General features: G+C 65.8%; 13 protein-coding genes. 7 read left to right on the forward strand and 6 right to left on the reverse strand.

The window, feature by feature from the left end; genetic code table 11:
* Positions 1–24: 24 nt before the first annotated feature.
* Positions 25–726: a carboxymuconolactone decarboxylase family protein gene (locus HWX31_RS02305; RefSeq protein ID WP_244143620.1), complete on the reverse strand. Its 702-nt coding sequence runs from the start codon at positions 724–726 to the stop codon at positions 25–27.
* A 77-nt stretch (positions 727–803) separates the two neighbouring features.
* On the reverse strand, positions 804–1,214 hold the full coding sequence (locus tag HWX31_RS02310; RefSeq protein ID WP_174962642.1) for a (R)-mandelonitrile lyase: 411 nt from the start codon (positions 1,212–1,214) through the stop codon (positions 804–806).
* A 129-nt stretch (positions 1,215–1,343) separates the two neighbouring features.
* Between HWX31_RS02310 and HWX31_RS02315 the strand changes: the two genes are divergently transcribed.
* The gene (locus HWX31_RS02315) at positions 1,344–2,246 is read left to right on the forward strand and encodes a LysR family transcriptional regulator (RefSeq protein WP_174962644.1); all 903 of its coding nucleotides are present in this window, start codon (positions 1,344–1,346) and stop codon (positions 2,244–2,246) included.
* 185 nt (positions 2,247–2,431) lie between these two features.
* On the opposite strand, the gene HWX31_RS02320 is transcribed toward HWX31_RS02315, so the two are convergent.
* Positions 2,432–2,764 carry a cupin domain-containing protein gene (locus tag HWX31_RS02320; RefSeq protein WP_059614439.1) on the reverse strand — a complete coding sequence of 111 codons (333 nt, stop codon included), beginning with the start codon at positions 2,762–2,764 and terminating at the stop codon, positions 2,432–2,434.
* A gap of 138 nt (positions 2,765–2,902) precedes the next feature.
* Between HWX31_RS02320 and HWX31_RS02325 the strand changes: the two genes are divergently transcribed.
* The 3 genes from HWX31_RS02325 (at position 2,903) to HWX31_RS02335 (ending at position 4,698) form a co-directional block, all read left to right on the forward strand.
* Positions 2,903–3,091, forward strand: a complete 189-nt coding sequence (locus tag HWX31_RS02325; protein ID WP_059614458.1) for a hypothetical protein — start codon at positions 2,903–2,905, stop codon at positions 3,089–3,091.
* A 130-nt stretch (positions 3,092–3,221) separates the two neighbouring features.
* On the forward strand, positions 3,222–3,650 hold the full coding sequence (locus tag HWX31_RS02330) for a VOC family protein (RefSeq protein ID WP_174962646.1): 429 nt from the start codon (positions 3,222–3,224) through the stop codon (positions 3,648–3,650).
* Positions 3,651–3,984: 334 nt separating this feature from the next.
* Positions 3,985–4,698 (forward strand): hypothetical protein, encoded by a 714-nt coding sequence (locus tag HWX31_RS02335; RefSeq protein WP_174962648.1) that lies wholly within the window; start codon positions 3,985–3,987, stop codon positions 4,696–4,698.
* A gap of 110 nt (positions 4,699–4,808) precedes the next feature.
* Here HWX31_RS02335 and HWX31_RS02340 read toward each other — a convergent pair whose 3' ends face one another.
* Complete coding sequence (locus tag HWX31_RS02340) at positions 4,809–5,981, reverse strand: NAD(P)/FAD-dependent oxidoreductase (protein ID WP_174962650.1); 1,173 nt, start codon at positions 5,979–5,981, stop codon at positions 4,809–4,811.
* 118 nt (positions 5,982–6,099) lie between these two features.
* The gene (locus HWX31_RS02345) at positions 6,100–7,251 is read right to left on the reverse strand and encodes a branched-chain amino acid ABC transporter substrate-binding protein (protein WP_174962652.1); all 1,152 of its coding nucleotides are present in this window, start codon (positions 7,249–7,251) and stop codon (positions 6,100–6,102) included.
* 252 nt (positions 7,252–7,503) lie between these two features.
* Here HWX31_RS02345 and HWX31_RS02350 point away from each other — a divergent pair, with 252 nt between their 5' ends.
* From HWX31_RS02350 to HWX31_RS02360, 3 genes are all read left to right on the forward strand, one after another.
* Complete coding sequence (locus HWX31_RS02350; RefSeq protein WP_174962774.1) at positions 7,504–8,631, forward strand: J domain-containing protein; 1,128 nt, start codon at positions 7,504–7,506, stop codon at positions 8,629–8,631.
* A 57-nt stretch (positions 8,632–8,688) separates the two neighbouring features.
* A complete protein-coding gene (locus HWX31_RS02355; RefSeq protein ID WP_174962654.1) occupies positions 8,689–9,681 on the forward strand; it encodes an alpha/beta hydrolase in 993 nt (330 codons plus the stop codon).
* Positions 9,682–9,744: 63 nt separating this feature from the next.
* Positions 9,745–11,250 (forward strand): DKNYY domain-containing protein, encoded by a 1,506-nt coding sequence (locus HWX31_RS02360; protein WP_174962656.1) that lies wholly within the window; start codon positions 9,745–9,747, stop codon positions 11,248–11,250.
* Positions 11,251–11,313: 63 nt separating this feature from the next.
* On the opposite strand, the gene HWX31_RS02365 is transcribed toward HWX31_RS02360, so the two are convergent.
* Positions 11,314–14,232, reverse strand: coding sequence for an FAD-binding and (Fe-S)-binding domain-containing protein (locus HWX31_RS02365; protein ID WP_174962658.1), 2,919 nt, complete (start codon positions 14,230–14,232; stop codon positions 11,314–11,316).
* Between the last annotated feature and the right edge of the window lies 1 nt (position 14,233).

The following is a 14,233-nucleotide window of genomic DNA, read 5'->3' on the forward strand; positions in this document are numbered from 1 at the left end:
CCCTCTCTTCAGGTTGTGCGCGCGTCACGCCGCGCGCCTGGAAAATACGTCCTTGAACACGGGCATCGCCGAGAACACGTTCGGCCATCCCGCGTAGAACGCCAGTTGCGTCAACGTTTCGGACGCTTCGTCCTTCGTGAGTCCGTTGTCCATCGCGCGATTCAGGTGATACGGGATCTGCGCGACCTGGCCGTTGGCGACGAGCGCACTCACCGTCACCAGGCTGCGGTCGCGCGGTGCAAGCCCGGGGCGAAGCCACACGTCGCGGAACAGCACGTCGGTCGTGTACTCGACCACGCCGGGCGCGACCGACTCGAAGTTGTCCGCGACCATCTGCGCGCGCTGGTTCTCGGCCGCTTCGTCCAGCGGCAGCGGCGTGACATCGGCAGGCGTGAGCTGATCGGGTCTGATTCCGCGCGCGTCGAATACGTGCATTGCGATGTCCGACGCGGCGGTTGCGTTGGCCCACCCCGAGTAGAACGCCAGATGCGCGATCATTTCCGAGATTTCTGCGGGCTTCACGCCGTTATCCAGCGCGAGCCGGAAATGAAACGGCATCTCGACGGTCTGGCCGCGGGCGATCAGCACCGAAAGCGTCACGATGCTGCGATCGCGCGGCGAGAGTTGCGGCCGTTTCCACAGGCCGCCGAACACGGTGCGAGCCGTGTATCGCTCAAAGGCCGGGGAAACCGCTTTCAGGTCGGCGACGGTCGGTGATTCCTGCATGGTGTCGGTCCTTTGCATGTTTGCGCACGCGGAGGCGAGGAGCGCCAGTCCCGCCGCTGCGCCTGCCGCGAGCGTCCTCATTGCGGTTCGCCGCTGCCGAGGTATTGCTCGTCCGTCACCTTCTCCAGCCAGTTGACGTTCTTGCCGTCGAGCGCTTCCTGAATGGCGATATGCGTCATGGCGGTGGTCGACGTCGCGCCGTGCCAGTGCTTGTGGCCGGGCGGACACCAGATCACGTCGCCCGCTCGGATCTCGACGCGTGGCTCGCCTTCGCATTGCGTCCAGCCGCAGCCTGCAGTAACGAGCAGCGTCTGGCCGAGCGGATGCGTGTGCCACGCGGAGCGTGCGCCCGGCTCGAACGTCACGCTGGCGCACGACACGCGCGCGGGCGGCGGCGGTGCATTCAGCGGGTCGATCCGTACCGTGCCCGTGAACCACTCATCGGGGCCTTTGATCGAGGGCTGCGAGCCCGCGCGCTTCAATTCCATGATGTTGTCCTCTCCAGAAAAGGTGCCGCATGCGTCGTTCCAGCGGCCAGTGATCCAACTCTAATGTGTCGCGATTCATGCGACTAGGTGGCAAAATCGGCATAGGCCTATGCTCTGGTGCATCAATCAATGGAAGACTTCAACGATCTGGTTGCGTTCATGACGGTCGCGCGCGAGCGCAATTTCACGCGGGCGGCCGCGCAGCTTGGCGTGTCTCAGTCGGCGTTGAGCCGTACCGTGCGCGCGCTCGAGGGACGGATGGGCATTCCGTTGCTGACGCGCACGACCCGCAGCGTGTCGCCGACCGAGGCCGGCGAGCGGTTGCTTACGTCGGTCGGCCCGCGCTTTCAGGAGATCGAGGCAGAGCTTGAATCGCTGCGTGCAATGACCGATCAGCCGGCCGGCAACGTCCGGATCACGACCACCGACTACGCTGCGAACACGTACGTCTGGCCGCGGGTGCAAGCCTTGCTCCGTCAATACCCGGCGCTCAAGATCGAACTGGTGAACGACTATGGGCTGACCGACCTCGTCGCCGATCGCTACGACATTGGCGTACGGCTCGGCGACCAGGTGGCCAAGGACATGATCGCGATGCGCATCGCCCCGGATATGACGATGGCGATCGTGGGTTCTCCAGACTATCTGTCGTCTCGACCCGTGACGAAAACGCCGCAAGACCTGACGCGGCACAATTGCATCAATCTTCGATTGCCGACGCGAAACGCGTTGCTGTCGTGGGAACTGAGCAAGGGGCGACGCGAGCTGCAAGTCCGCGTCGAAGGGCAGTTGACGTTCAACAACGTCTACCAGATGGTCGACGCCGCACTGGCCGGCTTCGGCCTCGCCTATGTACCGAAGGATCTGGTTGAGCCTCACGTCGAAGCCGGCCGGCTCGACTGGGTTCTGGAGGACTGGTTTCCGACCTTTGACGGACATCACGTCTATTACCCGAGCCGGCGCAAGTCGTCGCGGGCAGTAGAACTTGTCGTGGACGCGCTCCGGGCCGGGTATCAAGGCAACGCACGGTAGGCATGGGGCGCGCGCGCATCATCGAACGCTGGGCTCGACTTCGTCACGCGAGTCGGTCTCTCCGACATCGGACAGTGTTGTCATTTGTAGCCCCCGGGACACCAAGACCGACGAAACTGAGAATTATGTAGCCCGAGGGCTACCATAATTACCGGCGAACGCGAGGCAGACTGTCGGCGCCCGACTCACCGTTCGTGATAAATCGCAAGCCAGACAGTCTGCTCTTCCGCATGCGTCCACGCGACGCGATGCCGGCAATGCGGCTCGATCAGCACATAGTCGCCGGGACGCATCTCGTGCAGCGTCGCATCCTCTTCGAACTCGAGCACGGCCGCGCCCGACAGCAGCGCAACCCATTCGGCGCGCGAATCGTCATACCAGAATCCCTCGGGACTCGCGTGTCCCATCGACACGATCCGCTCCACGTTCAGGCGTTGCCCCGTGACGAGCACATCGATCCGCTCATCGCCGCCGCCCTTCCCTTCGGGGCTGAACAGGTTACCGGTTTGAAGTTGCATTGCTTGACCTCATGTCAGCCTTCGTGGGAAAGCGGTTGGCTCAAAGGTGCAGAAACAATGTCCACTATAGTCCTCGAACCGCCCACCCCCTTCCCGCCTGCTAGACTGGAAATTCCCCTGCAACCCTTGGAGGGAGACATGACGACCATCTATGTCGTGAAAACCGGTGAGCACTTCCTCTGCTGTGCCGAAGACGGAGATATCGGCATAGCACCGGCGATTGAAGACGCCATGTCCTTTCTCTCGTATGAGGAAGCGAAAAAAGCGGCGAACCAGCACGCCGACACCGGATACGAAATCGTGGCGATCAACCTCGTCGCGCGCTGACGCGGAATCCGTTGCCGGGCGCTCGGCGAGGGAAGACACTGGCCGTTCAGCTGGCGCCATGCGATAGGGTGCTCCGGTTGGCTGCGTCCAAAATCTCGTGGCGCCGCTTGTTCGCGGCAACGGAGAAGCCATGGAAACGATCCCCAAAACCACGGCCTTGTTCATCGCAGGCTTCGGCCCGATCGTGATCGACGCCCAGGCCAGCCGCGAGCTCTACAGTCGGGCCTTCGGCATCCCCTTCAAGGAAGAGAAAGGCGGCTACCTCCATACGGAAAGTCTGAAAGGCGCGAACACGTTCGCCTTGTGGCCGCTCTCTCAGGCCGCTCAGTCGTGCTTCGGCGCGGATTCGTGGCCTCGTGACGTACCCATCCCCCAAGCCTGGATCGAGTTTGATGTCGAGAACGTCGAAGCGGCGACGGCGGAACTTGAATCACGCGGGTATCGGATGCTGGTCAGGAACCGCATTGAGCCGTGGGGCCAGACCGTCAGTCGGTTCATCGGGCCGGAAGGATTGCTGGTAGGCATCACGATTACGCCATCGATGCGGGAAGAGAACTGACGGCGACAACGGACCGGCCGGCGGCACCCCCGTAAATCCGCGAAGATGGTATGAACGCGCCTCGTCCCACGCCATCGGGCAGGTCGTCCGGATCCTTGTCCCGGCTCGGCGACGTTCCGCAAATATAGGCCCTGCCCTCTGGCCGGCAAGCGAGTAGGTTGCCTTGCGCATCTTCCACGAACGCCCCGGAACTGAATGGCTCAAGGTCGAGAAACCCGCGCCCTAAACCCGAACCGTTTGCTGCCGTTAATGAACATTACAAAATACATTCATTGCAGCGGCGGGGCCGGCTTCGCGTTGTCCGTCCGGTGCCGCCGCCAAAAACGAGGGTTCCATGACGATCAAGGCCACCGACTATTCCAGCAGCACCTACGCCTACCCCGTTCCCGAGCGCGAGAGTTCCAGAAAAGCAGACGACTCGACGAGCCCGGAGTCTTCCCTTCGTGACTTGCTCAAGCGGAACGAGCAGGTTCGCGTGGCCTTGAGCGACCTTGGACGGTCATCGGCGCAAAGCGCGAAAGAGTATGCGCGCAGGCGCCTGGAAGAGATTGAGGACATGCTGCGAAAGCTGGCAATGCTCGGGCTGTCGCCCAAGCAGCTCGCGGCGATGTTAAAAGAAGTGAAGGGCCTCGTTGAGCAATATCAGGCTGCAGGAAAAACGCTGGGTGCCGACGTGTCCGTTGATTCGCCGACCTCGTCGGGAGCCGCAGGAAACGCGAACAACATGGCGGCGGCGGTTGACGGCGCGTCAGAGGCCGCCGCAAGCGTCAATGCCGCGTCGCTGGATGCTTCGACGGCGGTGACGGAAGCCACGACCGGGAATCCGACGACCGCTGGTGACGCCATCTCGCCATCAGGCGCGCTTTCGCAAGCGGGCGCGGGCGGCCAGGCCAGCCCCGCGAGCGCTTATCGCGCGATGGCCGATAACCTTTCCCGCACCAACGATGCCACTACCGCCGACGTCAATTTCATGGCGCACGCAAAAAGCCTGCTGGAGCGGCTCAAATCCATGCTGAAGCATGCGAATGAGCAAGGCCACTCGCGCTGATCCGGGAAGAATCTGAAAAAAGGCCCGACAACGTCGGGCCAATCGGTGACACAAGGAGAGATCCGTCCACCACACTGGACGGCCACGCCGCTCGCACTACCGCACTTGCACTACACGACGTTCTTTTCGACGATCGGCCGGTTCTCGAGCACCCGTTCCCAGCCGAGCGGCGACAGGTCGAGCGTCGCATAGCGTCCGCCGAGGATCAGCTCGCTGACGCCGCGCCCCGTCGCGGGCCCTTGCTGCAACCCGTGCCCGCTATACCCATTCGCGAACACGCAGTTATCGAGATCCGGGTGATAGCCGATGATCGCGTTGTGATCGAACACGTTGTACTCGTAATAGCCGGACCAGCAGTGCTCGACGCGCAGCGCCTCGAATTCCGGCACGCGATGCGCGAGCGTCGGCCAGATCACTTCGTCGAACAGGTCGTGATCGACTTCGTCGAGCGGCAGGTCGTCCGGGTCCTTGTCCGGGCTCGGCGACGTGCCGCAGATATAGGTCTTGCCCTCCGGCCGGAAATACACGCCGGTCGGATCGATCAGCAGCGGGCACGCCGCCAGCTTCGCCGGCGACGACACGTTGAAGATGCTGCGCCGCCGCGCGTAGACCGGAATGTCGATGCCCATCATCGCGGACAGCGGGCGCGACCACGCGCCGGCCGCGTTGACCAGCGTGTCGCACGCATGGCGCTCGCCGTCGCGCGTGACGACGTGCGTGACCTTGCGGCCGTCGCGCACGACGCCCGTCACGTCCGCCGGCACATAGCGCGCGCCGAGCGCCTGCGCCTTCTTGCGCAGCGCCTGCACGAGCCCGTAGCCGTCGAACCAGCCTTCGCCGCTGACGCCATACGCGCCCGACGCGAGATCGTCGACGTTCAGCCACGGAAACGTCGCCTTCAGCGCGTCGCGATCCATCAGGCGGATGTCCGCGCCGAGACGCGTCTGCAGCGCGTGGTTCTCGCGCAGCGTCGCGTCGCCGGCCGGCGTCGCGAGAAACAGGTAGCCGCCCTCGTGCAGATCGATCGACGGCCGGTGGCCGTCGACTTCGAGCCGCTCGCCGAGGGTGCGCAGGAATTCGATGCCGTACAGCGACATCTCGATCGACAGCGGCGTCGAGAACTGCTGGCGGATCGACGCGGCCGACAGCGCCGACGACGATTTCGCATAGGTCGGATCGCGCTCGATCACGGTCACGGCTACCGTCGGATCGGATGCGCGCAGGAAGTAGGCGATCGAGCTGCCGATGACGCCGCCGCCGACGATTACGACTTTAGAACTCACGACTGACTCCAGATTGCGGATGATTGGCGCGGCGCGCCGTGCGCGCCGGACTGCTTGCGGTATTTCAGCATGGACGGAACCGGCGGGAAAGCGTCGCGCGCGCCGCCGGCCCGTCCGCTCAATTCGCCGACTTCGTCGTCACCGGCTGCCACGCGGCGTTCTTCACTTCATACAGCGTCGAGCTCGGGTTCTTCAGGTCGCCGGTGTCCGTGAACGCGATCGTGCCGGTGATGCCGTCGTAGCTGGTGCGCTTCAGCGCGCCGTTGAAATCCGCGGGCTTCGTCGAATTCGCCTTCTCCATCGCCTTGATCGCGATCCACGTCGCGTCATACGCGAACGGCGCATACGCGAGCATGTCGACGCCGTACTTCTGCCGGAATTTCGTCTCGAAGGTCTTGCCTTTCTCGAGGCGCGACAGCGGCTGGCCGTACTCCCACACCGATGCGCCTTCCGCCGCGCCGCCGGCGAGCCGGATGAAGTTCGCGTTCATCACGCCGCCGCCGGCGAGGAACTGCGCCTTGATGCCGAGCTGGCGCATCCGCTTGACGAGCATCGCCGCCTGCGCGTCGAGGCCGCCGAAGAACACGAGATCGGCGTTGACGCTCTTGATCTTCGTGAGCTGCGCGCTGAAGTCGACGGCCTTGTCGTTGGTGAACTCGCGCGTGACGATCGTGCCGCCGCTCGCCTTCACCGCCTTCTCGAACTCGTCGGCTTCGCCCTGGCCGAACGCGGTGCGGTCGTCGATGATCGCGATGCGCTTCGCCTTCGTGACGCTCGCCGCATACGCGCCCGCGTTGCCGGCGTTCTGCGTGTCGGTCGCGATCACGCGATACACGGTGCCGAGGCCCGCGCGCGTGATCTCCGGATTGGTCGCGGACGGCGTGATCATCGGAATGCCCGCCTTCGCGTAGATCTTCGACGCGGGCAGCGTCGTGCCCGAATTGAAGTGGCCGATCACGACCGCGACCTGCGCATCGGTCAGCTGCTGCGCGGCCTGCACGCCGGCGCGCGGATCGCTCTGGTCGTCCTGCGACGCGACGACGAACTTCACCGGCTTGCCGCCGATCGTCGGGCGCGCCGCGTTCGCCTCGTCGACCGCCATGCGCACGCCGTTCTCGATGTCCTTGCCGTACGCGGCGCCGCCGCCCGTCAGCGGACCGGCGACGCCGACCTTGACGACCGTCTCCTGCGCAAGGGCCGCGCCGGCCGGGAGCACGAGTGTCGCCACGGCCAGCGCCGCGCCGGAAAGAGAGCGAATTCGGAATTTCATCGGGGCATTCCTTCGGTCTGGGGGGGAGCGGATGCGCAGCGCGGCTCCGTCTCCGGGAGCCTTTCACCGCGAAAGAGGTGAGCCGATTGTGGGTAGCCAATACCCGCGCAGCAAACGAAATATCGGAACTACGTTGTGCGCAATAGTCATCAAGTCGCGGCAACGCGCGATCCGGCAGGCGGCAAGCGTCAGCCGTTCAGGCGCTAGAATGGCCCTTTGTTTCATGCACCGCAGCCACCAAGAGGAACCGCCATGCCCCGCACAAACAGCCGGTCCGTCAGCATCGCGCCGGACTCCGGCAAGACCGTCCTGTCCAAGGGGCAGAAGGCATTCAACGCACTGATCAAGCAAATCGAGAAGCGCCGCAAGCGCCTGTCGGCATGGGAGCACGTCATTCCCGCGTTCCAGAAGCGATATGTCGACGAGCTGTTGCCGCTCGAACGCGCGTGGACGGATCTGCGCACCACGATGGCTTTCCGGCTCGACGAGGCAAGCGCCCGGAAAGGCTTGACCAAGGCCGAGCAACGCACGATCTCGACGCTGATCGCCAACATCGCCGGCGACCTGCTCGACGCAAACGCCGACGCGCAGTTGAAGGCCATCTACAACCGGCATGGCGGAACCGACTACGACGCCGAAGTCGCCGCCGAATTCGCGACGATGAAGGCCGAGCTGGAGGCGATGCTCGGCGTCGAGCTCGACGACGACCTCGACATGAGCGCGCATGACGAAGTCCTGCAACACGTCCGGGCGAAGCTGGAACAACAGCGGGCTCGGGATGAGGCCAACAGGCGGGCGCGGGAAGCGCGGCGGGCCGAACGGCAAAAATCGGCGAAGCAGCTTGCCAAGGAGTCGCAGCAACAAGCTGAACAGGTCGAGCTGAGCCAGTCGATCCGTGACGTCTATCGCAAGCTCGCCAGCGCGCTGCATCCCGATCGGGAGCCCGATCCGCTGGAACGCGAGCGCAAGACTGCGCTGATGCAGCGCGTGAACCAGGCTTACGACAAGCACGATCTGCTGAAACTGCTGGAACTGCAGCTCGAACTCGAGCACATCGACCAGCACGCGATCAACCAGATCAGCGAAGATCGCCTGAAGCACTACAACAAGATACTCAAGGAGCAAGTCGCCGAACTCGACCAGGAAATCCGGCACGTGGAATCCCACCTCAGGCTCACCTACGGACTTTCTCCGTACGTCGAAGTCTCTCCCGACACGGTGTTGGTCAATCTCGCGCGTGAAATCGTCGGGCGCGAGCAGGACATTCGCAGTCTGAAGGAAGAGATGCCGCTGTTCGACGACGTCGGGAGCCTGAAACGCTGGCTGAAGGAGCTGAAACGTCAGCAGTCGGCCTTCGCTGCCGACGCGTTTCCGTATTGACGCGTGGACGTCGACGCCCGGCCCGGCGTCGACGCCCTCCATCGATTTTCCGCCGCCATGTTTTCCGACAGTTACGAGACGCAAACCTGCTGGTTGCGCTACCAGCCGCATTTCCCGCTGCACGCGCGGATCGATGCAGCCACGGCGCCACGCGAGGCCTGGCACGAATGGCGCGGCGCGGCCATCCATGTCGATCGCTTCGACGCGCCCGACGCCGCGCTCACGGTGATGCTCGTGCACGGCGCCGGCGGCTACGGCCGATTGTTCGCGCCGCTCGGCCGGCTGCTGCATCGCGCCGGCCACAACGTGATCGCGCCGGACCTGCCGGGTTACGGCCTCACCCGCTCGCCCCACACGCTTGTCCGATATCCGGTCTGGGTCGACTTGATCTGCGATCTCGCCCGCGCCGAACACGCACGCACCGGGCGGCGCGTCGCATTCTTCGGCGGCAGCCTTGGCGGCTACCTTGCGTATCTGTGCGCCGCGCGGCTCGGCCCCGATATCGCAGCGGGCGTCATCGCGACCACCTTGGCCGACCCGCGCACACCGCTCGTGCGACGCCAGTTCGCCCGCAACAGGCTGGTACGGCATGGCATGATGCCGCTGCTGCCGCTTGCCGCGCGGCTGGCGGGCGGTCTACGGTTGCCGGTCAAATGGTTTACGCGGATGGGCGCAATGGCGAACGACGACGCGCTGAACCGGATCGTTGCCGCCGATCCATGCGGCGGCAACGTTCGCGTGCCCATCGCGTTCATGGCGTCGATCTTTGCGGTGCGGCCGGACATCGAACCCGAGCAGTTCGACGTGTGCCCGGTGTCGCTCGTGCACCCGGCTGCCGACCGCTGGACGCCGATCGAGTCGAGTCTGCCGTTCTTCACGCGGCTGCGAGCGCCGAAGCAGCTCGTGATGCTCGACGGCTGCGGGCATTTCCCGGTCGAGATGCCGGGCATCGGTCAGCTGGAAGCGGCAGCGCTCGCGTTTCTCGACGAAATCGCGAAGTCCCGCCCCGCGATTCGACGACGCAAATCGGAATCATGTCGTGAGCAATAGCCATCACGTTGCCAACCTTCCAGGCATACTACGGCCTCCTCCGTTCCTCGAGCGAACCGCACGATGTCGAGCCAGCCGCCGCAAGAGACCAACCATCCCGACTACGCGATCGACGGCGACACCGTAATCCGCCGCTCGCACGGTCAGCCGCTGTGGACCAGGGACGGCAAGCCGCTGCCGATCGAACGGCCGCATGCGTTCCGCTGCATCGCGGGCCGCTGGTTCACGGACGGCGTCCACGTGATCGTGCAGGGGCAGCTCGGCCGCGCGATTGTCCGCGAGTATTACTACCGGATCGAGGACGCCGATCTCGACACGTTCGAGGTGCTGAACCAGCGCTATGCGCGCGACGCGCGCCAGGCGTACTACATCACCGGCAAGACCATTCGCACGCGCAGCCCGCATGCGTTCCGGCCGCTCGTCTACGAAACCTGGAACAGGCCCGGAACGGGCGGCGTGGCATTCGAGATGCGCGAGCACGAATACGTCGCGGTCGACGACGAATCCATCTACGTCACCGGCCGGCGCGTTGCCGGATCGCATGGTCCGAGCGCGGTGGGCTTCCCGGGCAACTACTTCGCCGATGCGAATCGCGTCTATTACTACGGCCGCCCGAAGGACATCGATCGCGCGAGCTTCGTGTGCGGCCCCGACGAAGCGGGCTTGATGCGCGTCACCGATCGTCTCGGCCCGATCGACAACGGTGAGCGCCAGACGGTGCAGGACGCGCGGCTCGTCGACGACTGGCGCGGGTTCTTCACGGCACGCCCCGAGCTGCAGGATTACTGGTGGCATCGGCAGCGGCAGCCGTCGCAGGAAACGACGGTCCGGTTCCACGATGCCCGGCTGACCGGATTCGATCCCGCGACCTTCGCCGCGCGCGAAACCCTGTTCGATTTCGGGCTCAGTGAATGGCTATGCGGCGACGCGCACGGCATCCACTGGATGACTCGCTACGGCGCCGACTCCGCGATCGAGCTGACCCGGTTCTCGGACCAGCCGATCGACGCGCTGCGCGTGCTCGGCAAGTACTACTTCACGGACGGCGCCGCCGTCTTCTACGCGTTCACGCCATCGCAGCCGCAGCCGTTGCGCGGCGCCGACCCGGCCGCGTTCCGCGTGCTGTCGGGCGGCTGGGCCCGCGACGCGACGCGCGCCTTTCACCTCGGCGTCGTCAAGAAAGGCATCGATCCCGATCGGTTGCACATCGAAGGCAGCTACGCGTGGGACGGCGAGCATCTGTTCTGCGACGGCAAGCCGCTGAACGTCGACGTGCCGCACACCGCGCTGCAGGTGCTTCACCCGCAATTCCTGCGCGCCGGCGACAAGCTGTTCTTCGGCCGCCGGCCGATGTCGGCGAAGCGCGTGCATGTGCCGACGCTCGAATTTCTCGACGACGATTTCGCGCGCGACCGCAACCATGCGTATATCGTCGGGTACGTGAGCCTCGTCGAGATCGACGGCGCCGATCCGGCGTCCTTCCGCGTCACCGCACCCGGCGAGGCGCAGGACGCGACGCGCCGCTACGATGCGAAGACGCTGCGCGACGCGACCGCGCCGCGCGATTGACACGCATCGCGACGAACCGGCGCGCGGGCCGCGCGGCGTCTTCGCGCCGCCCGCCGCCTGCGGTCACACCCCGAGCGCCCGTTTCGCGAGCTGCGCGATATGCAGCGGCGTGCGGCCCGCGCCTTGCTCGATCTGCTCGCGGCAGCTGAAGCCGTTGGTGACGACGATCGCATCCGCGCTCGCCTGCCGCACGAGCGGCAGCAGCTTGCCTTCGCCGATCTTCATCGACAGGTCGTAATGGTCCTCGTTGAAGCCGAACGACCCCGACATCCCGCAGCAACCCGCGTCGAGCAGTTTCCAGCGCACGCCGAGCTTGTCGAGCAGCGCGGTTTCGCCCTGCATCCCGAACAGCGATTTCTGATGGCAGTGCCCGTGGACGATCACGTCCGCATCGAGCCGGGGCCACGCGAATTCCGCCTGCGCGACGAAATCGGAGAACAGGAACGTCTGCGCGGCGAGGCGCTTCGCGAGCGGTTCGTCGGGAAGCTGCTTCAGCAGTTCGTCCTTGAACACCGACAGGCAGCCGGGCTCGAGCCCGACGACCGGCACGCCCGCGCCGATCTCGCCGGCGAGCTCGTCGACCGCCGTGCGCAGCAGCGCGCGCGCCTCGTCGAGCAGGCCGTAGTCGTACAGCGGCCGGCCGCAGCACAGGCGCTTTTTCGGCAACGTCACGTCGTAGCCGAGCGCGGTCAGCACGTCGACCGCAGCCGCCGCGATGTCGGGCGAGAAATGCTCGTTGAACGTATCAACCCACAGAATCACCTTGTTGCGGGCCGGCGCCGCGCCCGTGCGCTGCCCGATCCCGCGCCGCTTCGCGATCGCCCGGAACGGACGCGGCGCGAACGCCGGCAGCGCCCGCTGCGGCGCGATGCCCGCGAGCCACTTGCCGATACGCGCCAAGGGCGGGGTCGAGGTCATAAAATTCGTAAGCCGAGGAAAACGGCTCGCCAGCGGCGCCCATTGTCCGATCCTCCCCATGAACATCGCCTGCCGCGGCCGACGATGCGTTTCGTAGTAGTGCGACATGAATTCCGCCTTGTACGACGCCATGTCGGTATGCGTCGGACAATCGGACTTGCAGCCTTTGCACCCGAGGCACGCATCGAGCGCTTCCTTGACCTCGGCGCTGTTCCAGCCGTCCTTGATCACGTCGCCCTGCAGCATCTCCCAGAACAGGTGCGCGCGGCCGCGCGTCGAGAACTTCTCCTCGCGCGTCGCGCGATAGCTCGGGCACATCGTGCCGCCGTCGAGCGAGCGGCACTTGCCCATGCCGATGCAGCGCTCGATCGCGCGCTGCATCCCGTCGCCCTCGGGGCTCGTGAAGGTCAGCTTCGTCTGCAGCGTCACCGGCTTGTACGCGGGGCCGAGCCGCAGGTTCTCGTCGGCGCGGTACGCATTGATCACCTTGCCGGGGTTCAGCCGGTTCGCCGGGTCCCAGATCGCCTTGAACTCGGCCATCGCCTGCATCAGCTCCGGGCCGTACATGATCGGCAGGAACTCGGCCTTCGCCTGGCCATCGCCGTGCTCGCCGGACAGCGAGCCGCCGAAGTCGACCACGAGCTGCGCCGCCTCGCGCAGGAAGCCGCGCCACACCTGCACGCCTTCCGCGCTGCGCAGGTCGAACGTGATCCGCGCATGCACGCAGCCGTCGCCGAAGTGGCCGTACAGGCAGGTTTCGTAGCCGTAGCGGTCGACGAGCGCCTGGAACGCGCGCAGGTAATCGCCGAGCCGCAGCGGATCGACGGCCGCGTCCTCCCAGCCGGCGACCGGGTCGGGTTTCGACGGATCGACCGACAGCGCGACGGCCGACGCGCCCGTTTCGCGGATCGACCAGATCTTCTGCTGCTTCGCCTTCTCCGTGACGACGAAGCCGCTCACGTCCGGCCCCGCGCCGCCGCCGTTGAAATACGCGTCGGCTTCACGCGCCTGCGCGAGCGCCGCATCGACGGTATCCGCGCCGAACTCCAGCACGACCCACGCGTCGCCCGGCGGCAGCAGCGCGATTTCGTCGGCCTTCAGCCCGCGCGCCTGCAGCCCGCGGATGATCGCGCGGTCGAGCCCTTCGATCGCGATCGGCGCGAAGCGGTTGTAATGCGGCACCGCGTCCGCCGCGGTGAAGATGTCGGTGAAGCCGAGCACGAGCAGCACGCGGCACGACGGGCTGTGCACGAGCCGCACCTTGGCCTGCAACGTGATCGCGCACGTTCCTTCGGTGCCGACCAGCGCGCGCGCGACGTTGAAGCCGTTCTCCGGCAGGAGCTGGTCGAGGTTGAAGCCGGACACGCGCCGCTTGATCTGCGGAAACTCGTTGCGGATGCGGTCCGCGTAGCGGTCGCGCAGGTCGCGCAAGCGGCGGTAGATCTCGCCGCGCCGGCCGCCTTCCGCGACGATCGCGTCGAGCTCGTGCTCGGGCGTCGGGCCGACCCAGAAGCGCGCGCCGTCATAAGTGAGGATCTCGAGCGCCTCGACGTTCTCGACCGTCTTGCCGGCCATCACCGAATGCGCGCCGCACGAGTTGTTCGCGATCATCCCGCCGAGCGTGCAGCGGCTATGGGTCGCCGGGTCCGGCGCGAACGTCAGGCCGTGCGCCTCGGCCGCGTCGCGCAGCGTGTCGCACACGACGCCCGGCTCGACGATCGCCGTCTGCGCGTCCGGATCGACCGACACGACGCGGTTGAAGTACTTGCTCGCGTCGGCGATTACCGCGACGTTCACGCCCTGCCCGTTCTGCGACGTGCCGCCGCCGCGCGTCAGGAACGGCACGTCGAAGCGCCGGCACACACCGAGCGCCGCGGCGAGATCGTCCGCGTCGGCCGGCACGACGACGCCGAGCGGCACCTGCCGGTAGTTCGACGCGTCGGACGCATAGAGCGCCTTCGTGCCGGCATCGAAACGCACCTCGCCGCGCATCGCGGTGCGCAGGTCGGCCGCGAGCGTATCGAGCAGTTCCTGCCCGACTTCGATCGGAGTCGCGCGCTTCACG

This window comes from Burkholderia ubonensis, assembly GCF_902833085.1.
In the GTDB taxonomy this organism is placed as follows: domain Bacteria; phylum Pseudomonadota; class Gammaproteobacteria; order Burkholderiales; family Burkholderiaceae; genus Burkholderia; species Burkholderia ubonensis.